We start from the raw sequence: 22,718 nt of genomic DNA on the forward strand, positions 1-22,718 counted from the left end.
CCAGACGATCACGTCACCGTGTGTTGGAGTCGAAGGCCCGACGCGTACATATGAAACATCTTTCACAGTGATTTCGGCCCTTAGCGCTTATATTTCCGGCCGCTCATTCAAGAAACACTTGGCCCGCACCCTCCCGCGGGCTTTTTTTTCCCTGCAGAAAATCCAGGTCTAAACCGCCGCAAAAATATCCTTCATCGCCGCGTACTGCAGCAGCATGATGGTTTTCGCGTCAACGATCTGCCCACTGTAAAACGCCTCAAGTGCCTCATCGAATGTCAGTTCCAGCACCTCGAGGTCTTCAGCTTCCACCTCAAGCCCACCACCCGATCCGACGCGTGAAGCGGCATCATATTCAGCCACAAAGAAATGCAGCTTCTCGGTCACCGACCCCGGGCTCATGTAAGCCTCGAACACCTTCTGTACATCGTGAACGCGATAGCCCGTTTCCTCCTCCGCTTCGGCGCGAATGCGCTCCTGCGGTGAGGCGCCCTCCAGCAACCCCGCAGCCACCTCAACCAGCAATCCGTCATGGCCGTTTACGAAGACCGGCAACCTGAACTGGCGGGTCAGAACGATGGTTTTTTGCGCACGGTTGAACAGCAGAATGGCTGCACCATTGCCACGGTCGTAGACCTCACGGGATTGTCGCTGCCAAACGCCATTGTTGCGCAGGTAATCGAAGGTGATTTTCTTGAGCAGGTACCCGTTGTGGGACAACACCTGGGACTCGATGATGTTGACGCGCTCGGCCGTGTTCGACATGACAATCCATCCTGTTTGCTGTCAGAGGGCGCCATGGTATTCCATCAGAGTGACGGCCACAGCGACGGCTGAAACCAAGAAAGCCCGGCATCGCTGCCGGGCTTCGGCTCTAATCCTTTAGAACCTGTTGGGTATCACGCAACGAACCTGGCCTTACTGGAAGTCCACGTCGAAGGCTTGATAGAACGCATTGCCGGTGTTGGCGACAATCCACAGCAGCACAATGACGTGATGGCCTTTCTTGCCTGCTGGCAATTTCACTTCATGTTCGACTTTGGCTTTGAGTTCGCTGCTGTGTGCGTAGTAAGGCACCTGGGTGTAGAAGTCGTCAGCGAACGGTTTGGCCTCGAGTTGCGCACGGCTGATCCGTTGTTTCGGGTCCCAGCCGTCCTTGGTGATAAACCAGCTGTAGCCGCGGGTGGTGTGAGGTGCGGTGTACTGCCAGGTGACATGAAAGGTCTGACCAGGGTTCACGCTCAGCAGTGGCCAGGTAAATGGACGATTGAGCTTTTTGCTCATTTCTTCGTTGGTGTAGTTGATGCAGTCACGAGCATCAGCCTTGCCACCGCTGAGGATGAAACCATCCGCCGGTGGCGCAACACTGTCGCTGTCTGACTGGTACGGTGCGGGGAAAGGCCCGGCGGTCAATGAAGGGAAGTTCTTTCCGCCTTCCATTTCATTGACCTGCCAACCTTCCAGGAGGCCGACCTCCATAGCGACAGAGCCGCGGCTGGCGGGGGTAGTCACTCGACCGTGTTTGAGTTGCGCTTGTGTTTGTGGCTTGTTCATTTTTTCACTCCGTTGATTGAGAACGTTCCTTCCTGAGGAACGCTTTCAACCTAACCGAATGACAGATGAAGTCCATGGCCGCTTTTTCCGCGTTCCAGTCGCGTTTTCGAGCCGAACCCAATAAATACTGGCTATCCATACAGTTAAATGTATGAATTCCTACGTCTTGACTGGCAAAAGTACTACAGCACGAACCCGCAATCAGAACGATTCGTCTCAGGAGGGTTACACGCCACAGGCATTCACTTGGAGAACGGCACGCGGTAATCTCGGCATCGATTGCCCCCCAAAACCGTTACAAGGACGTCACGAATGAAACTGCGCATCGAGTTATCGCAAAACCCGCTACCCGAAGAACGTCAGGCGATTCTCAAACCGCTGCGAGCCTACAACGTCGCCAACGCTGGCGAAGGCCACCCGCAGGATATCGCCCTGCTGGTTCGTGATGAGCTGACCGACGAGATCCTCGGCGGGCTCTATGCAAAACTGTTTTACCAATGGATGTTCATCGACTTGTTGTCAGTGCCCGAGCAGGCACGCGGTCAGGGCACCGGCTCACGGTTGATGCAAATGGCCGAGGAGCTGGCACGGGAGAAGAACTGCATTGGGATCTACCTCGACACCTTCGAATTCCAGGCACCGGAGTTTTACAAGAAGCTGGGATTTACCGAGGTTGGGCAGATAGCCGACTATCCGCTGGGCAGTAAGCGCTTCTTCTTTCAGAAACGCCTGACGACCACCGAACAAAATACCTGAGCTTCACTGACTCACAAACAGGTTGCCAGTGCTGCCAGCCGGCGCTTGGCAACCCAATTGTCCTGAATGGCGTAGTACTTCAATGCGCCGCCTTGCACGTCGATGAAAGATTCGGCCGAGCGGGTGTAAACGGTAAAGCCACCGGCTTCGCCGGGTTGCAGGTAGCCACTGGCGTCGACACCGAACACCGCCTCGTCCTGCCAGGCAAACTGCACGCACTGGGCGACGACCAGATCAGGCTTGTTCGAGGAGAGGGTCTTGTAAGGGGTCTGGGAGCGCGCTTGTTTCATCGTCGATCCCGCGCAACCCGCCAGCAACACACCGGCCAGTGCCACCATCAAAATACGCATTGTGTTTCCTTATTCGCAAAACACTGACTGTATCACCGCAAGCGGCAGTCCCGAAGCGCCAGACTAAGCGGTTCCTCATACCCACCCTCGGTGCCGCTCTGCTTTACTTCATGCTTTACTTTATATAGATCGCGACAGCCCGCGCCGTTTCCCGCACCCTATCGCGCCATTATGGGCGCCTCGCCCGCGAACCTTCTTCTGGAAAGCCTATGACCCCCAATGCCGAGTTCTACAAACCTTCCACCGACTACGCCGACAAACTGATCAGCCAGATCGGCCAGACCCCGTCGTGGATCGCCAAACGCATCGGCGTGACCGACAAGCGCATTCGCTACATCCTCGATGGCGAAAGAACCGTCAAAGGTGAAACCACGCCGATCCAGATGACCTACACCGAACAGTTTGCACTCGAGTGCCTGGCCGCCGAGGCCAAAGCCAACAAGAAAAAGACCTCCTGACCCGCGTCAAGGCAAACGCCGTCAAGACGCTCATACTTTCCCTTTGACAAGGATGGTCCATGGCCCCCATCGAATCGCCACACGAACTGGCGCTGCAACGGTTTCTCAATGCACGACCGGCGTTACGCGAAGAACTCGATCACCTGAACCCTCTGGCCGCCCAGGCCAAGGGCGAAACCATGGTGCAGTATCGCAACGAGCGATTGCATGAAGCCTACGAAGCAGAGGCCGAGCGTCTGGGCCTGTTTGCCTGGGAGCTGACGTTGCAATTGACCGCGCCCACAGTTGAGGACTATGAAGCCCAACGGCTGGAGGTGCACAAGGAAGTGGCGCAAATGGCCGGCATGGACTGGAAGGAATATTGCAAACTGCATGGTCTTGAGAACTGATAAATGCTGCCGTCCTCGCCCAATCGCGCCCATACACCCGGCCTGCTGCACGTGCAGAAATGGCGCGGTCGGATAGGGATGTGCCTGGTGGCAAGCCTGTCAGTGCTGGCCGGCATGACCGACGCTATTGGCTTCATGGCCACCGGCGATTTCGTCTCCTTCATGAGCGGCAACACCACGCGCTTGGCGGTGGCGATCAGCGACGGTGATCTGGGCATGACCCTGCGCTTGCTGGTGCTGGTCGCCATGTTCATCGCCGGCAACGCCTTGGGCATTGTGGTCAGCCGCATGGGCGGTCGACGCGCACTGCCATTGATGATGTGCGTCGCTACCCTGTTATGCGGCGCCGCTGCGTGGCCATTCGAGGCTAAATATCCGGCGCTGCTGGCGGCAATCATCGCCATGGGGATGCTCAACGCCGCTGTCGAACAGGTCAACGGCTTTCCGGTCGGGCTGACCTATGTCACCGGCGCCCTGTCACGCTTCGGTCGCGGTCTGGGACGCTGGTTGCTTGGCGAACGCCGCAATGGCTGGCGAGTACAGTTGATCCCCTGGACCGGCATGTTTGCCGGCGCCATCATCGGTGCGGTGCTCGAACACCGTCTCGGCCTGCAAGCCTTGTACGCCAGTGGCCTGTTGGCCGGCGTGCTTGGGCTTGTTTCACTGAAAATTCCACGGCGCTGGCAGTTGGGCTACATGCCGCGCTGAATCGCCCTTCGCCGCACCGGCGATAAAGCTTTATCATGGCCGCAGATTTGTTGTCAGAGTTCGCCATGAAGTTCGCCATTGCGCTGTTTTCCGCCGCACACGTGCCCTCCTCGCGCCGCGCCCTGCTGTTTGCTCAGGCAGCGCTGGCCGGTGGGCACGAGATCGTGCGGCTGTTTTTCTATCAGGATGGCGTTTACAACGCGTCGAGCAACGTTGTCACGCCACAGGATGAACAGGACCTGGCGCTGCAATGGCGCACCTTCGTCAGCGAGCACCAACTCGACGGCGTGGTCTGTATTGCTGCCGCCTTGCGCCGTGGCGTGCTGGATGAAGAAGAAGCCAAGCGTTATCAGCGAACGGCAATCAATGTCAGTGCACCGTGGGAATTATCCGGGCTCGGGCAGTTGCACGATGCGGTGCAAGACGCCGATCGCCTGATCTGTTTTGGAGGGCCATGAAACATGCCTAAATCCTTGCTGATTATCAGCCGGCAGGCGCCCTGGTCTGGCCCAAGCGCCCGTGAAGCGCTGGATATCGTACTCGCCGGCGGCGCCTTCGACTTGCCGATCGGCCTGCTGTTTCTCGATGACGGCGTATTCCAGCTGGCCATCCGGCAGGACGCCAAAGCCGTGCAACAAAAAGACCTCAGCGCCAACCTGCAGGCGCTTGGGTTGTTTGGTATAGAAGATGTCTACGTGTGTGGCGAGAGTGCAACCGCACGGGGTCTGGAGCCGACGGCCTTGAGCCTCGAACCGTTGCACGTGCTGGCCGCTGAACAGATCTCGGCCGTTATTGACCGTTATGACCAAGTGATCACCCTCTGATGTCGACTTTGCATGTGTTGTCTCACTCACCGTTTACCGATAACCGGCTGACCAGTTGCCTGCGCGTGCTGGGCGCAAGTGATGGCGTTCTGCTCAGCGGTGATGCGGTTTACGCCTTGCAACCTGGCACAGCGCCACTCAGTGCGCTGCAAGCACGGCGCGACACCTTGCGTCTGTTCGTCCTCGACGAAGACGTTCAGGCCCGCGGATTGCAGGTGCCCGACTGGGTCAAAAGCGTCGATTATCCGGCCTTCGTCGAACTGTCGATTCACTACGACAAGGTCAACAGCTGGTTATGAATTCGCTCACCGTAGGCGCTCGTCGCATCGATCTGGACAAGGACGGTTACCTGGTTGAGCTCGGTGACTGGTCCGCCGAAGTCGCCGCGGCCCTGGCCGCCGCCGAAGAACTTGAGCTGAGCCCCGAGCACTGGGAAATCCTTGAGCTGCTGCGCGGCTTCTATCAGGAGTTCCAGTTGTCGCCGGCCACTCGCCCGCTGATCAAATACACCGCGCTGAAGCTGGGCCCGGACAAGGGCAACAGCCTTCACCTGAACCGATTGTTCAAAGGCACTCCCGCCAAACTCGCCGCCAAGCTGGCGGGCCTGCCCAAACCGACGAATTGTCTATGACCGATTTCGCCCCACTGATCACTGAAACGCCTGCCGAACACCCTTTCGCGCAGTTCGTGCGGATTCTCGGCAAAGGCAAACGCGGCGCCCGCAGCCTGACCCGCGAAGAGGCCCGCGAGGCCATGGGCATGCTGCTCGACGGCGAGGTCGAGGACACACAACTTGGTGCCTTCCTGATGCTATTGCGGCACAAGGAAGAAAGCCCGGAAGAGCTGGCGGGCTTCACCGAGGCCTTGCGCGAGCGGCTGAACGCACCCGCGCTGAATGTCGATCTGGACTGGCCGACCTACGCCGGCAAAAAGCGTCACCTGCCGTGGTACCTGCTGGCGGCCAAGTGCCTGGCGCAAAACGGTGTGCGGATCCTGATGCACGGCGGTGGCGCGCATACCGCCGGACGGCTCTACAGCGAGCAACTGCTCGAACAGTTGCAGATCCCGTTGTGCCGTAACTGGCAGCAAGTGGGTTCGGCGCTGGAACAAGGCCATCTGGCGTTCATTCCGCTGGGCGACTGGGCGCCGCAACTGCAACGCATGATCGACCTGCGCAACACCCTCGGTCTGCGTTCGCCGATCCACTCGCTGGCACGGATTCTCAATCCTCTGGGCGCGCGCTGTGGCCTGCAAAGTATCTTCCACCCCGGTTATCAGGGTGTGCATCGCGACGCCAGCGGCTTGCTCGGCGATAACGTGATCGTCATCAAGGGCGATGGCGGCGAAATCGAGATCAACCCGGACGCCGACAGTCACTTGTACGGCACCACCGGCGGTGAGCGCTGGGACGAGGAATGGCCGCAGCTATCGGCTCAACGTCACGTCAAACCGGCGAGCCTCGATCCTGAACACTTGAAAGCCGTATGGCGCGGCGATGTGCTCGACAGCTATCCCCAATTGGCGTTGATTTCGACCATGGCCCTGGCCTTGCGCGGCCTCGGGACGCCGCGTGATGAAGCCTTCGTCAGAGCTCAGCAGTTCTGGGATGCTCGCAACAAATCTATTTAATCGATCATTAACGCTCAACCTTTGCGCTTTTTGTTCGAACCCATCCGATTAAACTGAACTCCAACGTTTAACAGCCGAGGAGTTCGAAATGGGTTTGCTGATTGAAGGGCACTGGCGTGATCAGTGGTACGAAAGCAGCAAGGACGGCGCGTTCCAGCGTGAACAAGCGCAGCGCCGCAACTGGCTGACCGCCGACGGCAAACCCGGCCCCAGCGGCGAAGGCGGCTTCCCTGCGCAAGCCGGTCGCTATCACCTCTACGTCTCGCTCGCCTGTCCCTGGGCGCACCGCACGCTGATCCTGCGCAAGCTCAAAGGCCTGGAAAGCCTGATCGATGTGTCGGTGGTCAGCTGGCTGATGCTGGAAAACGGCTGGACCTTCGACAAGGCCTTCGGCTCCAGTGGCGACAAACTCGACCACCTCACGTTCATGCACCAGCGCTACACCGCGGACGCCGCCGACTACACCGGCCGCGTAACGGTGCCGGTGCTGTGGGATCACCTGCAAAAACGCATCGTCAGCAACGAATCGGCGGAAATCATCCGCATGTTCAACAGCGCCTTCGACGGTCTGACCGGCAACGGCCTGGACTTCTACCCGCAGCCGCTGCGCGCTGAAATCGATGAGCTGAATGCACGGATTTATCCGGCGGTGAACAACGGCGTGTATCGGGCAGGGTTTGCCACGTCGCAAACGGCCTATGAAGAAGCTTTCGATCAGCTGTTCAGTGAACTCGACTGGCTGGAAAACCGGCTGGGCGAGAAGCGCTATCTGACGGGCGAGTACCTGACCGAGGCGGACATTCGCCTGTTCACTACGCTGATTCGCTTCGACGCGGTGTACTACAGTCACTTCAAATGCAACCTGCGGCGGATCGCCGATTACCCGAACCTGTCGAACTGGCTACGCGAGCTGTATCAGTGGCCGGGAATTAGCGACACCGTGGACTTTGCCCACATCAAGGGGCACTACTACGCGAGCCATCGCACGATCAATCCGACCGGCATTGTGCCGAAGGGACCGGCGCAGGATTTCACTGCCGCGCATGATCGGGGACGGTTGAGCGGGAAAGGGGTTTGGCTAAGACATTAAGATCAAAAGATCGTCCGAACGCGGCCCGAACCTGCGGCAGCTCCTACATGGGAACATTCCGTAGGAGCTGCCGAAGGCTGCGATCTTTTCAACTGACGACACTCAAACTTGCGACTGGGCGCCTTCAAACCACGCGAGTTTCTCGCGAAGCTGCACCACTTCCCCCACAATCACCAATGTCGGCGCATGCACTTCATGCTCCGCCACCAGCTGTGGAAGGTTGGCCAGCGTGCCGGTGAAGACGCGCTGGTTAGGGGTCGTGCCCTGCTGGATCAATGCCGCCGGCGTGTCCGCCGAACGACCATGCTTGATCAACTGCTCGCAGATGATCGGCAATCCCACCAGCCCCATATAAAACACCAGGGTTTGCGCGGGCGCGACCAGATCGCTCCACGGCAGATCCGAGGTGCCATCCTTCAGGTGGCCGGTGATAAAGCGCACAGACTGCGCGTAATCACGGTGAGTCAGCGGAATCCCGGCATAGGCCGCGCAACCGCTGGCGGCAGTAATACCCGGCACAACCTGAAACGGAATGCCATGGGCCGCCAGTTCTTCGATCTCTTCACCACCACGGCCAAAGATGAACGGATCACCGCCCTTCAATCGCACGACACGCTTGCCCTGTTTGGCCAGGTCCACCAATTGCTGGTTGATCTGATCCTGAGGCACGGCGTGATCGGCGCGGCGCTTGCCCACATAGATCCGCTCGGCATCACGACGGCACAGCTCAAGAATCGCCGGTGCCACCAGACGGTCATACAACACCACGTCAGCCTGCTGCATCAGCCGCAAGGCGCGGAAGGTCAGCAAATCCGGATCACCCGGCCCTGCGCCAACCAGATACACCTCACCTGAGGCATTGGGGGATTCGCCGTTGATTTTCGCCAGCAACAAACGCTCAGCTTCGGCGCCCTGCCCGGCCAGTTGACGATCGGCGATCGGTCCCTGGAAAACCTCTTCCCAGAACGCCCGACGCTGCTGCACATCCGGGAACAGACCTTTGACCTGATTGCGAAAACGCGCCGCCAACCCGGCCAACTGACCGTAGGTCGAGGGAATCCAGGTTTCCAGTTTGGCGCGGATCAACCGCGCCAGCACCGGCGCATCGCCGCCACTGGAAACGGCAATCACCAACGGCGAACGGTCGACGATCGCCGGGAAGATCACGCTGCACAAGGCCGGCGCGTCCACCACATTGACCGGCACGCAACGCTGATGAGCGTCTTTGGAGACTTGCGCATTCAGTGGTTCATCGTCGGTGGCGGCAATGATCAGCCCGCAACCGTCGAGGTCCGACTCACGATAGCCGCGCAACACCAGCTCGCCGCCGCTGTTCTGCACCAGCTCACGCAGCTGGGCTTCGATCTCGGGTGCAACGACCCGCAGCAGCGCACCGGCATCGGCCAGCAGACGGGATTTGCGCAAGGCAATCTCCCCTCCACCGACGACCAACACACGACTGCCGCGCAGGTTGTGAAACAGCGGCAGAAATTCCATTTAGCCGATGACCTCAAGGCCGCCCATGTACGGCTTGAGCACGGCTGGCACGCGGATCGAACCGTCGGCCTGCTGATAGTTTTCCAGCACCGCCACCAGGGTACGACCGACCGCCAGACCGGAACCGTTCAGGGTGTGAACCAGCTCTGGCTTGCCGGTTTCCGGGTTACGGAAACGCGCTTGCATGCGACGGGCCTGGAAATCGCCGCAGTTGGAGCACGACGAAATTTCACGGTACTTGTCCTGGCTCGGAATCCACACTTCCAGGTCGTAGGTCTTGACCGCGCTGAAGCCCATGTCGCCGGTGCACAGCGCCAGGGTGCGGTATGGCAGTTCCAGCAGTTGCAGGACTTTTTCAGCGTTAGCGGTCAGGCCTTCCAGCGCTTCCATAGAAGTCGACGGCTCGACGATCTGGACCATTTCGACCTTGTCGAATTGGTGCTGACGAATCATCCCGCGCGTGTCACGACCCGACGCACCGGCTTCACTACGGAAGCACGGGGTGTGGGCGACGAACTTGATCGGCAGCAGTTTCGGGTCAATGATTTCGCCCGAAACAATGTTGGTCAGCGACACTTCAGCCGTCGGGATCAGGTACAGATCGGCTTCGCCTTCGCGACTGATCTTGAACAGGTCTTCCTCGAACTTCGGCAGTTGACCGGTGCCCTGCAGGGCCGGCGCCTGAACCAGATAAGGCGTGTACGCCTCTTCGTAGCCGTGCTCGTTGATGTGCAGGTTGATCATGAACTGCGCGAGTGCGCGGTGCAGGCGGGCAATCGGCCCACGCAGCAAGGCGAAACGGGCGCCGGACAGCTTGGCGGCGGTTTCGAGGTCCAGCCAGCCGAACTTCTCGCCCAGCGCGACGTGGTCCTTGACCTCGAAGTCGAAGGTGGTCGGCGTACCCCAGCGGCGCACTTCGACGTTGCCGTCTTCGTCGTCACCAATTGGCACGGATTCGTGCGGCAGGTTCGGAATACCCAGCAGGATCGAGTCCAGCTCGGTCTGGATTGCGTCCAGCTCGACCTTGCCGGCACCGAGCTCGTTCGCCATGCGCTCGACGTCCGCCATCAACGGCGCGATGTCTTCGCCACGCTGCTTGGCCTGACCGATGGATTTGGAACGCGCATTACGTTCAGCCTGCAGTGCTTCGGTGCGGGTCTGGACGGTCTTGCGCTGTTCTTCCAGCGCTTCGATGCGCGCAACATCCAAGATATAGCCACGGGATGCCAGGCGGTCCGCTACGTCCTGAAGGTTGCTACGTAACAGTTTGGAATCGAGCATGTCGGTCTCTCGTTTATCAAAGTTTGGTCAAGGATAGGCCAGCCCACGTCGCGAGCAGCCCGCCGAATACGCTGATGGCCAGATAACCGAAGGCTATCGGTGCCTGCCCGCTTTCCAGCAAGCGTAACGTATCCAGTGAAAAGGATGAAAAAGTCGTCAGACCGCCTACAAAACCGACGATCAGGCCAGCGCGAATTTCAATCGGCACTTCAGGGCGCATCAGAAACAGCCCGTAAAGCAAACCGATGATCAGACAGCCCACCAGATTGACGGCCAGGGTCGCCGCATAAAAATACCGCGGCCAATGGGCGTTGACCCAATTGCCGGCTGCGAAACGCAGTAATGTACCAGCGATGCCAGCCACGGACACCGCAAGAATAGTTCGAATCACTACTTTCTCCGCTGTTTCGGGCTAAGACGGTCAAGTTGGGCAAGATGGTTGAGCTTCTCGCCGATCTTCAGTTCGAGGCCACGCGGTACCGGACGGTAGAACGGCTGCGGCGCCAGCTCCTCCGGGAAGTAGTCTTCGCCGGCAGCATAAGCGTCCGGTTCGTCGTGGGCATAACGGTATTCGTCACCATAACCGAGCTGCTTCATCAACTTGGTCGGGGCATTGCGCAAATGCAGCGGGACTTCCAGCGAGCCATGCTCGGCAGCGCTGCGCATGGCGGCTTTGAAGCCCATATAAACCGCATTGCTTTTCGGCGCACAGGCCAGATAGGTAATCGCCTGCGCGACCGCCAACTCGCCCTCAGGGCTGCCAAGCCGCTCCTGCACATCCCACGCCGCCAGGCACAGACTCAAGGCACGCGGGTCGGCATTGCCGATGTCTTCGCTGGCCATGCGCACCACACGCCGGGCCAGGTACAACGGATCGCAGCCACCGTCGAGCATGCGCGCGAACCAGTACAGCGCGCCGTCCGGGTTGGAACCGCGGACCGATTTGTGCAACGCAGAGATCTGGTCGTAAAACGCTTCGCCGCCCTTGTCGAAACGCCGCCGGGTGTCGCCGAGCAGGCTTTGCAGCAGCTCGACGCCGATTTCCGTGCCGTCTTCAGCCAGGTCGGAGGCGTTCTCCAGCAAGTTCAGCAGACGCCGGCCGTCACCGTCAGCGGCGCTGAGTAGCATCTTGAAGCCGTCATCGCCGAGGCTCAGCTGACGCTTGCCCAGGCCACGTTCTTCGGTCAACGCCCGCTGCACCAGTTTTTGCAGTGCGGTTTCGTCGAGGCTTTTGAGCACGTAAACACGCGCACGAGACAACAGTGCGTTGTTCAGTTCGAACGACGGATTTTCGGTGGTCGCGCCGATGAAAATCAGCGTGCCGTCTTCAACGTACGGCAGAAAGGCATCTTGTTGCGACTTGTTGAAGCGATGCACTTCGTCGACGAACAGAATGGTTCGACGGCCATATTGCCCGGCCTGCTGTTTGGCAACTTCCACGGCCTGGCGGATCTCCTTGACCCCGGCCAGCACCGCAGAGACGGTTTCGAAGTGCGCATCCGAGACTTCCGCGAGCAGCCGCGCCAGGGTAGTTTTACCCACGCCCGGCGGCCCCCAGAAAATCATCGAGTGCAAGGCACCCTGCTCCAGCGCCTCACGCAACGGCTTGCCGCGGGCCAACAGGTGTTCCTGACCGACATACTCGTCCAGATTGGCCGCGCGCAAGCGCGCGGCCAGTGGCTGAGCTATTGGGGCACTGCGAAACAAGTCCATGGATTGCGCTTGAAACCTCTTATTCTTGGCTCTTTATTCCTGGATCACGTCGGCACCCTTGGGGATGTCGAACTTGAACTTGGAGGCTGGAATCGGCTCGTTGGCCTTGACCCCGGTGAACAGGATATTGGTGCGCTGGCCAACGCTGTCGATCATCTGCATGTCATTGACCATCCCGTTGCGGAACGATAGGCGCAGGCTGTCGAACAGCGTGTCCTTGGTCTTGGGCTTGAGCGTGAAGTCGATCACGCCGCCGGCTTCCTTGGACGTAATGGCGAAGCTCTGGCTGATTTTCGAGACGTCACCGGACAGCAACAGGGCTGGAGTCTGGGTCAGGCGCTGATCAAGGTTCTTGATGGTGACCTGTTGCAGGTCCGGGTCCCACAAGGACACTTTCTTGCCATCCGAAACCATCAGTTGCTCTTGTGGCGCATCGGTGTGCCAGTAGAACAGGCCCGGACGCTGCAAGGACATCTCGCCAGCGGTTTCCTGCAACTGAGTGCCGCTGCCGTCGAGGGTCAGCTGGGAGAAACGTGCGGTCAGGGTTTGCGATTTTTCGAGCAATTGAGTCAGACGCGCCACGTCCTTGTCATCGGCGTGGGCCGAGAGCGTGGTTAAAGCCAGTACCGGCAGCAGCAACATGCGGATAAGACGCATGGGAGTCCTCTTTGAGATTCGTTTGAATGGTGTGCCGCGTGACCTCACGCGGCACCGGTCAGTCGCGCATTGGGCTTGGGGCGAGTACTTCACGCGAACCGTTGGTATTCATGGAGGTCACGACCCCGGCCATTTCCATGGCTTCGATCATGCGCGCAGCGCGGTTGTAGCCGATCTTAAGCTTGCGCTGAACCGCAGAGATCGAGGCGCGACGGCTTTCCAGCACGAACTGCACCGCTTCGTCGTACAGCGCATCGGTTTCGCTGTCATCGTCGCCACCGCCGCTGCCACCGTCAAAGCCGCTACCGGCCTCTTCGACACCGGCGAGGATATCGTCGTTGTACTCCGGAGCACCGCGCAGTTTCCAGGCTTCAACCACCCGGTGAACTTCATCGTCGGAAACGAACGCGCCGTGAACCCGAATCGGCAGACTGGTGCCCGGCGGCATGTAGAGCATGTCACCGTGCCCCAGCAATTGCTCGGCGCCACCCTGGTCGATGATGGTTCGCGAGTCGATCTTGCTCGATACCTGGAACGCCATACGAGTCGGAATGTTGGCTTTGATCAGACCGGTGATCACGTCCACCGACGGACGCTGGGTCGCAAGGATCAAGTGAATACCGGCCGCACGGGCTTTCTGGGCGATCCGCGCGATCAACTCTTCAACCTTCTTGCCGACGATCATCATCATGTCGGCAAATTCGTCGACCACCACCACGATGGTTGGCAGCTTGGTCAGCAGCGGCGCTTCATCGTGGATGCTTTCGCGGTTGTACAACGGATCTGTCAGCGGTGTACCGGCTTCCTGCGCCTCTCTGACCTTCTGGTTGAAACCCGACAGGTTACGCACGCCCATCTTCGCCATCAGCTTGTAGCGACGCTCCATCTCGGCCACGCTCCAGCGCAACGCGTTGGCGGCGTCCTTCATGTCGGTGACCACCGGGCACAGCAGGTGCGGAATGCCTTCGTAGATCGACAACTCAAGCATTTTCGGGTCGATCATGATCAGCTTGGCGTCTTCCGGGCCCGACTTGAACAGAATCGACAGAATCATCGCATTCACACCCACCGACTTACCGGAACCGGTAGTACCGGCCACCAGCAGGTGAGGCATTTTTGCCAGGTCAGTGATGACTGGCTTGCCGCCGATGTCGTGGCCCAGGGCCAAGGTGACCGGCGACTTGGCGTCATCGAATTCCGGCGTCGACAGCACTTCGGAGAAGCGCACGATCTGCCGGTCTTCGTTGGGAATCTCGATGCCGACCGTGGTCTTGCCGGGAATCACTTCCACCACCCGCACACTGGTCACTGCCAGCGAACGCGCAAGGTCTTTGGCCAGGTTGGAAATACGGCTGACTTTTACCCCGGCCGCCGGTTGAATTTCGTAACGGGTAATCACCGGGCCTGGGTGAATCGAATCCACCGAAACCTCGACACCAAACTCCTTGAGTTTGATTTCCAGCAGATGGCCGACCGCAGCCAGCGACTCAGGCGAATAGTTGAGTTGTTTCTTTTCTGCCGGGTCGAGGATCGAGATCGGCGGCAAGGTGCCTTCCACCGCACTGTCAACGAACAGCGGCGCCTGCTTCTCTTTTTCGACGCGTTTGCTTGGCAGCGGCGCTTTGGGCGGCGCTGGAGCAATGACCGGCGGAACCTGCTTCTCGCGCTCGGACATGTGCTTGCTCAGGGCCTGCTCACGCTCGATCAGGCGCTCTTTGACCTTGGCTTGCTCGCGTTTGTCGGTCACGGTCGGTGCCACGACGTCGTGCACCCGATCGTCCACTTCACGCAATTGCGCAACCAGTTGCTGACGTTCGGTGCGCGCAGCCCACCAGCGATTGGCGGCCCCCTGGAACAGTTCGAACAGGTCGAGGGTGATCTTGCCGGTGACGTCCATCACCTTGAACCACGAAAGGTCGGTAAACACGGTCAGACCGAACAAAAACAGCGCGATAAACATCAGGGTGCTGCCCTGTATATTCAGCGCGTTCTTCGCCAGATCGCCGAGGCTTTCACCCAATGCACCGCCGGCTCCAGCCGGCAAACCGGTCGGGGCGTGGAAATGGATATGCGCCAGGGCGGCGCCCGACAACACCAGAAACACCAGGCCGATCAGGCGCCAGGAAAACAGCCAGCCGCTCCACTGCCACGGCTCGTGGCGCTGGCGGAAGATCTGATAGGTCTTGATCGCCAGCAACAGCGGGAAGATATAGGCGAAGTAACCCAGCACCATGAACAGAATATCGGCGCTGTAGGAGCCGGCCGGCCCGCCGAAGTTCTGTACATCGTCGATTTTGCTGTTATGACTCCAGCCCGGATCGTCCTTGCCATAGGTCAGCAAGGCCATCATCAGGAACAGGCACAAGGCACCGATGGCGATCAGTGCACCTTCCTTGAGCCGGTAGTGCAGATGCTGACGCCAGAGTGGAACTACTGTTTTAGGTGCTGCGGTGGATTTCTTCAAAACGCGTCTTTTCCTGCGCCTGTAGCGCGTCCAACTGTTGATTGACTACAAAAAACTGCCCAATCCGGGCAGGTAACAAAGTTAACAAGCGCAACAGTGACTACTTTTAACACTCTGACATCGAAATCTGAATCCGTAGGAGCTGCCGAAGGTTCGGGCCGCGTTCGGACGATCTTTTATAACGAAGAATTCGGAACATCCCGATACAGACCGGCATTGTACGGGTTTACCCGCACGATGCCACGCCAGAGCAGCTAAGGTGTAGCATAGCCAAAAGTACGTTGCGCGCGCTTCAATTTGAGCATGCATTCTCTTTTGTGACAAAGGCTTATGAGGTGTTTTTATGAGCGAAGCTAAGCATTCACGCCTGATCATTCTGGGTTCCGGCCCTGCCGGTTACAGCGCCGCTGTTTATGCCGCTCGCGCCAACCTCAAGCCGACCGTTATCACGGGCCTGCAAGCCGGCGGTCAATTGACCACCACCATTGAAGTCGACAACTGGCCAGGCGATGTCGAGGGCCTGACCGGCCCAGTGTTGATGGAGCGCATGCAAAAACACGCCGAGCGTTTCGACACCGAGATCGTCTACGACCACATTCACACCGCAGAGTTGCAGCAGCAACCGTTCCGACTCACCGGCGACAGTGGCACCTACACCTGCGACGCACTGATTATCGCGACCGGCGCCTCGGCGCAATACCTGGGATTGCCCTCTGAAGACGCCTTTGCCGGCAAAGGCGTTTCTGCCTGCGCCACCTGCGATGGCTTTTTCTACCGCAATCAGGTGGTCGCGGTGATTGGCGGCGGCAACACGGCCGTTGAAGAAGCGCTGTACCTGGCCAACATCGCCAAGGAAGTGCACCTGATCCATCGCCGCGACAAGCTGCGCGCAGAGAAGATTCTTCAGGACAAACTGTTCGAACGCGCCAAAAATGGCAACATCCGCCTGCACTGGAACCAGAACCTTGAAGAGGTACTGGGCGATGCCAGCGGCGTAACCGGTGCACGCCTGCGCGACAGCCTGACCGGCGAGATGAAAGACCTGGCGCTGACCGGCGTATTCATCGCCATTGGCCACAAACCCAATACCGACCTGTTTCAGGGTCAGCTGGAGATGCATAACGGCTACCTGCGAGTCCGGGGCGGCAGCGGAGGCAACGCCACCGCCACCGAGATCGAAGGGGTGTTTGCAGCCGGCGATGTGGCCGACCATGTCTACCGCCAGGCGGTGACCTCCGCGGGTGCCGGTTGCATGGCGGCACTGGACGCTGAAAAGTACCTCGACGACAACTGATAGGACATTCATTGCGGCAGGCCCAGGCCTGCCGCTGCCCTCCCCTTCTGCAAGCCTGGATGCCATGCTGACCTGGTTACAACGCGACTCCCTGAAATTCCCGCCGCTGGAAAAAGCCATGCGCGACCCCAACGGCCTGCTTGCCGCTGGCGGCGACCTGAGCGCTGACCGGCTGATCCAGGCTTATCGCCACGGTTGTTTCCCCTGGTTCTCTGAGGGGCAGCCGATCCTCTGGTGGTCACCGGATCCACGCACCGTATTGTTTCCCGACGAACTGCATGTTTCTCGCAGCCTCGGCAAGCTGTTGCGCCAAAAGCGCTACGAAGTGACGTTCGACCAGGACTTCCCTGCCGTCATACGCGCCTGCGCAGCACCGCGGGACTACGCAGACGGCACCTGGATCACCGATGCGATGCAAACCGCCTATATGGAGCTGCACGCTCGCGGATACGCCCACTCAGTAGAAGTCTGGGACCAAGGGCTGCTGGTGGGTGGGCTCTACGGCTTGGCCATGGGACAGCTGTTTTTCGGTGAGTCGATGTTCAGCCGCGCCGACAACGCCTCCAAGTTCGGCTTCGCCACGCTGGTCAATCACCTCAAGGACGCCGGCTTCGTGCTGATCGACTGCCAGATGCCGACCGATCACCTGCACAGCCTTGGAGCCCGGGCTATCCCGCGCCGAGAGTTTGCTGGCTATCTTCAGCAACACCTTGATCAACCCGGCCGCGCTCCATGGGTTTGCTAAGCGACTTTTGCGCCCGTGGCTTACACTTAATTGAACAGCTATTCCCGAGGGTTGATTCATGACCGAGTTGGCGCGCCTCAAGTTTTATGCCACTCAGCCCCACTCTTGCAGCTATCTGCCCGATGAACAGGCCACCACGCTGTTCCTCGACCCTAGCCAGCCCATGGATGTGCATGTCTATGCAGACCTGTCGGAAATGGGTTTTCGCCGCAGTGGCGATCACCTGTACCGGCCGCATTGCCAAAATTGCAATGCGTGCGTGCCTGCACGCATACCCATTGCGCATTTTTTGCCTAACCGTCAGCAGAAACGCATTTTCAAACGCAATGCCGACCTGCAGGTTCACCCGGCCAAACCGGGTTACAGCGAAGAATATTTCGACCTTTACCAGCGCTATATCGAGCAACGCCACGCCGATGGCGACATGTACCCACCCAGCCGCGATCAGTTTTCGACCTTTCTGGTCCGCGACCTGCCGTTTTCACGATTCTATGAGTTCCGTCTCGAAGGCCGTCTTCTGGCGATTGCCGTGACTGATCTGCTGCCCAACGGTTTGTCGGCGGTTTACACCTTCTATGAGCCTGATGAAGATCGTCGCAGCCTGGGGCGTTACGCGATTCTCTGGCAAATCAACGAGGCCCGGCGCCTGGGACTAGACGCCGTCTACCTCGGATACTGGATCAAAAACTGCAAAAAAATGAACTACAAGACCCAATATCGCCCCATAGAGCTGTTGATTAATCAGCGCTGGGTGGTACTGAACTAGGTTCAGCCCTAAAGCCCTTGGCTTAAACCCCACTTTTCGGGCACAATGCACGCCGCTTTTGCCTGGCGCAGTTGCACCGGGCCATTCATTGGATACCGAGGGCTTTACTGCATGTCGAAAGAAGACAGCTTCGAAATGGAAGGCACTGTCGTCGACACCCTGCCCAACACCATGTTTCGTGTGGAGTTGGAAAATGGGCACGTCGTAACCGCACATATTTCCGGCAAGATGCGCAAGAACTACATTCGTATTCTTACCGGTGACAAAGTGCGCGTCGAGCTGACGCCCTATGACTTGAGCAAAGGGCGCATCACTTACCGCGCTCGCTAATCAAGTCAATACAAAACGCCCGGCTCTGCCGGGCGTTTTTGTTTGCGCAGGATTTGTTCAAGGCTTTGACTGGCCCGTCGGTTGGGGGCATATCCGTTGCTGCGGTTAGGGCTGCTGGCGGTTTCGCTTTTACAGCGACTCACTTTTCCAAACGCCGAAAAGTAAGCAAAAGGCTTCGCCCCGGCGTACGGCGCCTCGCCAAGGCTCGGTGTCCCCTCGCTACGGTATCCATCAGGGGGCATCGCCTACGGTCTGCTTCGCTACGACCTCCTCTCGATGTGTTCGACTCCGTCGAACGGCGCTGCGCGCCTACCCCCCTGATGAACACCTACGCTCGGCCTGCCGAAGGGGCGAGAAATCAAAAGCAGATCAACATCAAAAGCCAAAGCGTTCCGCATCGAGCACATCCACCAGAAATCGACCAACACTCAGGCCGTCATCGCGGGCAAGCCTTGCTCCAGGTATTCGATCGCCCCCACCCTCTTCGTAGCATCCAAAGCCAAACACACCCCAACCACTCAGGCCGGCCGGTAGGTCGCCGTGCTTTGCTTTTGATCTTGCTTTACCCGCCCCTTCGGAAGGCCGAGTGGAGGTGTTCATCAGGAGGTTGGCGCGTAGCGCCGTACGGCGTAGCCGGACACATCGAGAGGAGGTCGTCGCGAAGCAGACCGTAGGCGATGCCTCCTGATGAATGCCGAAACGAGGGAACGCCGAGCTTTAGCGAGGCGCCGTACGCTCGGGGCGATACTTTTTGGTTACTTTTGAGGCGCTTGTCAAAAGTGACTCGCTGTAAGAGCGAAACCACCAGCAGCCGTTACCGCAGCAATGGATATACACCCCAAACCCAAACCCAAACCCAAACCCAAACCGCAGACAGCAAAAAGGCGCCATCAGGCGCCTTTCGTTTTTGTTACAAGGCTGTCAGGCCATTTCTGCTGTGGTCTCGAAGTCAAACGTCAACTCGCCATCCTTGATGTCGATGTGCACCACACCGCCATGTTCGGCCAGCTCGCCAAAGAGAATCTCCTCTGCCAGCGGACGCTTGATCTTGTCCTGGATCAAGCGAGCCATTGGTCGCGCACCCATAGTCGCATCGTAGCCACCAGCCGCCAGCCAACTGCGTGCAGCGTCGGTGACCTCAAGCAGTACACGCTTGTCTTCCAGCTGCGCCTGCAGTTCGGTAAGGAACTTGTCCACCACGCTTTTGATGACCTCATGACTGAGGCAACCAAACTGGATAATGGTGTCCAGACGGTTACGGAATTCCGGCGTAAAGCTCTTCTTGATCACTTCCATCGCGTCAGACGAGTGATCCTGATGCGTGAAGCCGATAGAAGCCCGAGCTGCGGTTTCGGCACCGGCGTTGGTCGTCATGATGACAATCACGTTACGGAAATCCGCCTTGCGCCCATTGTTATCGGTGAGCGTACCGTGGTCCATGACCTGCAACAGCAGATTGAAGACTTCCGGATGCGCCTTCTCGATCTCATCGAGCAACAGCACGCAGTGCGGCTGTTTGGTGATCGCTTCAGTCAGCAGGCCGCCCTGGTCGAACCCGACGTAGCCTGGAGGTGCACCGATCAGACGCGAAACGGTGTGGCGCTCCATGTACTCGGACATGTCAAAGCGAACCAGCTCGATCCCCAACGCCTTGGCCAGTTGCCGGGCCGCTTCGGTTTTACCGACACCGGTAGGGCCGGCAAACAGGAACGAACCGACCGGTTTGTCAGGCGACTTCAGGCCGGCGCGGGACAGCTTGATCGCGGTGGACAAGGAATCGATCGCCGCATCCTGACCAAACACCGTCAACTTCAGATCGCGCTCAAGGTTACGCAGCAGCTCTTTGTCGGAGCTGGTGACGTGTTTTGGCGGAATCCGCGCGATCTTCGCCACAATATCCTCGACCTGAGGCACCTCGATGCGCTTCACACGCTTCTCGATTGGCTGCAGACGCTGATAGGCACCCGCCTCGTCGATCACGTCGATGGCCTTGTCCGGCATGTGCCGGTCATTGATGTAGCGCGATGCCAGTTCGGCAGCGGCACGCAGGGCCTCATCACTGTATTCAATATTGTGATGTTGCTCAAAGCGCCCTTTCAGGCCGCGCAGGATACCAATGGTGTCTTCGACCGAAGGCTCCGACACATCGACCTTCTGGAAGCGCCGAGCCAAGGCACGGTCTTTCTCGAAGATTCCACGGAATTCCTGGAACGTGGTCGAGCCGATGCAACGGATATCACCCGACGACAGCAGCGGCTTGAGCAGGTTCGAAGCATCCATGACGCCGCCAGAAGCGGCGCCCGCACCAATAATGGTGTGGATCTCGTCGATGAACAGGATCGCCTGCGGACGTTTTTTCAGCTCATTGAGCAACGCCTTGAAGCGTTTTTCGAAATCGCCGCGGTATTTGGTCCCCGCCAGCAACGCGCCCAGATCGAGCGAGTAAACCACACTGTTGGCCAACAGATCAGGGACCTGATTGTCGACAATGCGCTTGGCCAGGCCCTCGGCGATTGCGGTTTTACCCACGCCTGCCTCGCCGACCAGCAACGGATTGTTTTTACGCCGACGCGCCAGAATCTGCGCGACACGCTCAACTTCCATTTCACGCCCTACCAACGGGTCGATACGGCCCTGGCGTGCAAGTTCGTTGAGGTTGCTGGCATAAGCATCCAGAGGATTGCCTGAAGAAGAAGACTCACCGCCCTCGTCGTCCTGCATATCTTGCTCACCTTCAGAGTGATCGCCATGCCCTGGCACTTTCGAAATGCCATGAGCGATGTAATTGACGACATCAATGCGTGCAACGCTCTGCTGTTTCAGCAGGAACACTGCCTGACTCTCTTGCTCACTGAAGATTGCGACCAGCACGTTGGCGCCAGTCACTTCGCGCTTGCCCGAGCTCTGTACATGAAAGACAGCACGTTGCAGTACACGCTGGAAACCCAGGGTTGGCTGGGTTTCGCGATCCTCGTCATGAAGGGGGATCAACGGCGTGGTGGAGTCGATGAACTCCTGCAGGTCATGCTTGAGTTTGTCGAGGTTTGCGCCGCAGGCACGCAAAACGGTGGCGGCAGCCTCATTATCCAATAGAGCCAACAGGAGGTGTTCGACGGTCATGAACTCATGACGTTTCGAACGCGCCTCCTTGAAGGCGAGATTGAGGGTGACTTCGAGCTCGCGGTTTAACATAGCTTCACCTCATACCCAAGTGGTCGGCGTTAACCGTCCTTCTCGATTTCACAGAGTAGCGGATGCTGGCTTTCCCTGGCGTACTGGTTGACCTGCATGGCCTTGGTCTCGGCGATGTCGCGGGTAAACACTCCACATACTGCCCGTCCTTCTGTATGAACGGCCAGCATGACCTTGGTCGCCAGCTCGCGATTCAGGTTAAAAAACACCTCGAGCACTTCGACGACGAAATCCATCGGTGTGTAGTCATCATTGAACAAAACCACCTTGTACATCGGCGGCGCCTGTAACGCAGGCTTAGCCTCCTGTACAGCAATGCCTGCTGAATCGTCGTCGTGTCCCTCCGGGTGATCTTTCTGGAGAGTCGGGCGATCCTGATTGAATGTTAGTCGAATCTGGCTGATTGCATGCATGGAAAGAAAGGTTCGTTAGTTGAGCTGGATACAGTGGTGGGGGCGGCCCCAGAGCTTTTCAACTCCGACTGCGTGGTCACCTTGACTATCGGCAAATCAGTGTTACAACCAATAGAGCCCACAGTGGGTAAAAAAGGTCCGCTGAGTCAACCCTGCTTCCAGGGGTTTGACGCGGATTAACTGGATGATACTCCAGTGATGGAGTCTGTTGCAGAGGGATATGAGCATGGCTAGCGGTAAGGTCAAGTGGTTCAACAATGCCAAGGGATATGGCTTCATCAACGAGGACGGCAACGACGAAGATCTCTTTGCCCACTACTCGGCCATTAAAATGGACGGCTACAAGACCTTGAAAGCAGGCCAGCCCGTGAGTTTCGAGATCATCCAGGGCCCCAAAGGCCTGCACGCGATCAACATCGATTCAGCCACGGTAAAGGCCAACGCGCCCGCGCCAGCAACGACCGTCCAGCACGAGACAGTGCTGAGCTGATACCACCGAACATCCAGTCATAAAAATCTATGGTCACCCCCGTTTTTGCAATACTGATTAATGGGTGAAGTGGTTGGCTTGCTTAAATCTATCCGGCGTCTGTTTGGGGCATGCCCCGCGC

26 protein-coding genes are annotated in these 22,718 nt (G+C 58.6%); 15 read left to right on the forward strand and 11 right to left on the reverse strand.

Annotated elements, in window-relative coordinates; all coding sequences use genetic code 11:
- Window positions 1–168: 168 nt before the first annotated feature.
- Complete coding sequence (locus BLL42_RS02650; RefSeq protein WP_071550668.1) at window positions 169–762, reverse strand: NUDIX domain-containing protein; 594 nt, start codon at window positions 760–762, stop codon at window positions 169–171.
- A 153-nt stretch (window positions 763–915) separates the two neighbouring features.
- Window positions 916–1,551, reverse strand: coding sequence for a lytic polysaccharide monooxygenase auxiliary activity family 9 protein (locus tag BLL42_RS02655; RefSeq protein WP_071550669.1), 636 nt, complete (start codon window positions 1,549–1,551; stop codon window positions 916–918).
- Between the two features lie 312 nt (window positions 1,552–1,863).
- On the opposite strand from BLL42_RS02655, the gene BLL42_RS02660 reads away from it, so the two are divergent.
- Window positions 1,864–2,307 (forward strand): GNAT family N-acetyltransferase, encoded by a 444-nt coding sequence (locus BLL42_RS02660; RefSeq protein ID WP_071550670.1) that lies wholly within the window; start codon window positions 1,864–1,866, stop codon window positions 2,305–2,307.
- 11 nt (window positions 2,308–2,318) lie between these two features.
- On the opposite strand, the gene BLL42_RS02665 is transcribed toward BLL42_RS02660, so the two are convergent.
- Entirely contained in the window at window positions 2,319–2,657 is a 339-nt protein-coding gene (locus BLL42_RS02665; RefSeq protein ID WP_071550671.1) for a hypothetical protein, read from the reverse strand.
- Window positions 2,658–2,866: 209 nt separating this feature from the next.
- Between BLL42_RS02665 and BLL42_RS02670 the strand changes: the two genes are divergently transcribed.
- The 9 genes from BLL42_RS02670 (at window position 2,867) to BLL42_RS02710 (ending at window position 7,755) form a co-directional block, all read left to right on the forward strand.
- Window positions 2,867–3,115 carry a hypothetical protein gene (locus tag BLL42_RS02670; RefSeq protein WP_019689854.1) on the forward strand — a complete coding sequence of 83 codons (249 nt, stop codon included), beginning with the start codon at window positions 2,867–2,869 and terminating at the stop codon, window positions 3,113–3,115.
- A gap of 59 nt (window positions 3,116–3,174) precedes the next feature.
- The gene (locus tag BLL42_RS02675) at window positions 3,175–3,504 is read left to right on the forward strand and encodes a DUF6388 family protein (protein ID WP_071550672.1); all 330 of its coding nucleotides are present in this window, start codon (window positions 3,175–3,177) and stop codon (window positions 3,502–3,504) included.
- A 3-nt stretch (window positions 3,505–3,507) separates the two neighbouring features.
- Window positions 3,508–4,212: a YoaK family protein gene (locus BLL42_RS02680; protein ID WP_071550673.1), complete on the forward strand. Its 705-nt coding sequence runs from the start codon at window positions 3,508–3,510 to the stop codon at window positions 4,210–4,212.
- Window positions 4,213–4,277: 65 nt separating this feature from the next.
- Window positions 4,278–4,670: a sulfurtransferase complex subunit TusD gene (tusD, locus tag BLL42_RS02685; RefSeq protein WP_071555684.1), complete on the forward strand. Its 393-nt coding sequence runs from the start codon at window positions 4,278–4,280 to the stop codon at window positions 4,668–4,670.
- 3 nt (window positions 4,671–4,673) lie between these two features.
- A complete protein-coding gene (gene tusC, locus BLL42_RS02690; protein WP_071550674.1) occupies window positions 4,674–5,036 on the forward strand; it encodes a sulfurtransferase complex subunit TusC in 363 nt (120 codons plus the stop codon).
- The gene (gene tusB / locus BLL42_RS02695; protein ID WP_071550675.1) at window positions 5,036–5,335 is read left to right on the forward strand and encodes a sulfurtransferase complex subunit TusB; all 300 of its coding nucleotides are present in this window, start codon (window positions 5,036–5,038) and stop codon (window positions 5,333–5,335) included. The genes tusC and tusB overlap by 1 nt, the downstream gene beginning before the upstream one ends.
- Entirely contained in the window at window positions 5,332–5,667 is a 336-nt protein-coding gene (locus BLL42_RS02700; protein ID WP_071550676.1) for a TusE/DsrC/DsvC family sulfur relay protein, read from the forward strand. Before tusB ends, BLL42_RS02700 begins: the two co-directional genes overlap by 4 nt.
- A gap of 14 nt (window positions 5,668–5,681) precedes the next feature.
- A complete protein-coding gene (locus tag BLL42_RS02705) occupies window positions 5,682–6,665 on the forward strand; it encodes a glycosyl transferase family protein (RefSeq protein ID WP_174553346.1) in 984 nt (327 codons plus the stop codon).
- Window positions 6,666–6,753: 88 nt separating this feature from the next.
- Complete coding sequence (locus BLL42_RS02710) at window positions 6,754–7,755, forward strand: glutathione S-transferase family protein (protein ID WP_071550678.1); 1,002 nt, start codon at window positions 6,754–6,756, stop codon at window positions 7,753–7,755.
- Window positions 7,756–7,857: 102 nt separating this feature from the next.
- On the opposite strand, the gene cysG is transcribed toward BLL42_RS02710, so the two are convergent.
- Genes cysG through ftsK form a run of 6 tightly spaced genes read right to left on the reverse strand, consistent with a single transcriptional unit; the run spans window position 7,858 to window position 15,367 of the window.
- A complete protein-coding gene (cysG, locus tag BLL42_RS02715) occupies window positions 7,858–9,252 on the reverse strand; it encodes a siroheme synthase CysG (RefSeq protein ID WP_071550679.1) in 1,395 nt (464 codons plus the stop codon).
- Complete coding sequence (gene serS / locus BLL42_RS02720) at window positions 9,253–10,533, reverse strand: serine--tRNA ligase (protein ID WP_071550680.1); 1,281 nt, start codon at window positions 10,531–10,533, stop codon at window positions 9,253–9,255.
- Between the two features lie 16 nt (window positions 10,534–10,549).
- Complete coding sequence (crcB, locus tag BLL42_RS02725; RefSeq protein ID WP_071550681.1) at window positions 10,550–10,924, reverse strand: fluoride efflux transporter CrcB; 375 nt, start codon at window positions 10,922–10,924, stop codon at window positions 10,550–10,552.
- A complete protein-coding gene (locus BLL42_RS02730) occupies window positions 10,924–12,246 on the reverse strand; it encodes a replication-associated recombination protein A (RefSeq protein ID WP_071550682.1) in 1,323 nt (440 codons plus the stop codon). The genes crcB and BLL42_RS02730 overlap by 1 nt, the downstream gene beginning before the upstream one ends.
- 33 nt (window positions 12,247–12,279) lie before the next feature.
- A complete protein-coding gene (gene lolA, locus BLL42_RS02735) occupies window positions 12,280–12,903 on the reverse strand; it encodes an outer membrane lipoprotein periplasmic chaperone LolA (protein ID WP_019689841.1) in 624 nt (207 codons plus the stop codon).
- A gap of 58 nt (window positions 12,904–12,961) precedes the next feature.
- Entirely contained in the window at window positions 12,962–15,367 is a 2,406-nt protein-coding gene (ftsK, locus tag BLL42_RS02740; RefSeq protein ID WP_071550683.1) for a DNA translocase FtsK, read from the reverse strand.
- A 343-nt stretch (window positions 15,368–15,710) separates the two neighbouring features.
- Between ftsK and trxB the strand changes: the two genes are divergently transcribed.
- The 4 genes from trxB (at window position 15,711) to infA (ending at window position 18,502) form a co-directional block, all read left to right on the forward strand.
- The gene (gene trxB / locus BLL42_RS02745) at window positions 15,711–16,661 is read left to right on the forward strand and encodes a thioredoxin-disulfide reductase (RefSeq protein ID WP_071550684.1); all 951 of its coding nucleotides are present in this window, start codon (window positions 15,711–15,713) and stop codon (window positions 16,659–16,661) included.
- Window positions 16,662–16,725: 64 nt separating this feature from the next.
- Window positions 16,726–17,406: a leucyl/phenylalanyl-tRNA--protein transferase gene (aat, locus tag BLL42_RS02750; RefSeq protein WP_071550685.1), complete on the forward strand. Its 681-nt coding sequence runs from the start codon at window positions 16,726–16,728 to the stop codon at window positions 17,404–17,406.
- Between the two features lie 58 nt (window positions 17,407–17,464).
- Window positions 17,465–18,172 (forward strand): arginyltransferase, encoded by a 708-nt coding sequence (locus BLL42_RS02755; RefSeq protein ID WP_071550686.1) that lies wholly within the window; start codon window positions 17,465–17,467, stop codon window positions 18,170–18,172.
- Between the two features lie 111 nt (window positions 18,173–18,283).
- Window positions 18,284–18,502: a translation initiation factor IF-1 gene (infA, locus tag BLL42_RS02760; RefSeq protein ID WP_002553999.1), complete on the forward strand. Its 219-nt coding sequence runs from the start codon at window positions 18,284–18,286 to the stop codon at window positions 18,500–18,502.
- 921 nt (window positions 18,503–19,423) lie between these two features.
- Here the strand turns inward: infA and clpA are convergent.
- Both clpA and clpS read right to left on the reverse strand, forming a co-directional pair.
- A complete protein-coding gene (clpA, locus tag BLL42_RS02765) occupies window positions 19,424–21,694 on the reverse strand; it encodes an ATP-dependent Clp protease ATP-binding subunit ClpA (protein WP_071550687.1) in 2,271 nt (756 codons plus the stop codon).
- 29 nt (window positions 21,695–21,723) lie between these two features.
- Complete coding sequence (gene clpS, locus BLL42_RS02770; RefSeq protein ID WP_071550688.1) at window positions 21,724–22,107, reverse strand: ATP-dependent Clp protease adapter ClpS; 384 nt, start codon at window positions 22,105–22,107, stop codon at window positions 21,724–21,726.
- A 226-nt stretch (window positions 22,108–22,333) separates the two neighbouring features.
- Between clpS and cspD the strand changes: the two genes are divergently transcribed.
- Window positions 22,334–22,597 carry a cold shock domain-containing protein CspD gene (cspD, locus tag BLL42_RS02780; protein ID WP_071555685.1) on the forward strand — a complete coding sequence of 88 codons (264 nt, stop codon included), beginning with the start codon at window positions 22,334–22,336 and terminating at the stop codon, window positions 22,595–22,597.
- Window positions 22,598–22,718 lie beyond the last annotated feature (121 nt).

It is taken from the genome of Pseudomonas frederiksbergensis (assembly GCF_001874645.1).
Classification (GTDB): Bacteria; Pseudomonadota; Gammaproteobacteria; order Pseudomonadales; family Pseudomonadaceae; genus Aquipseudomonas; species Aquipseudomonas frederiksbergensis_B.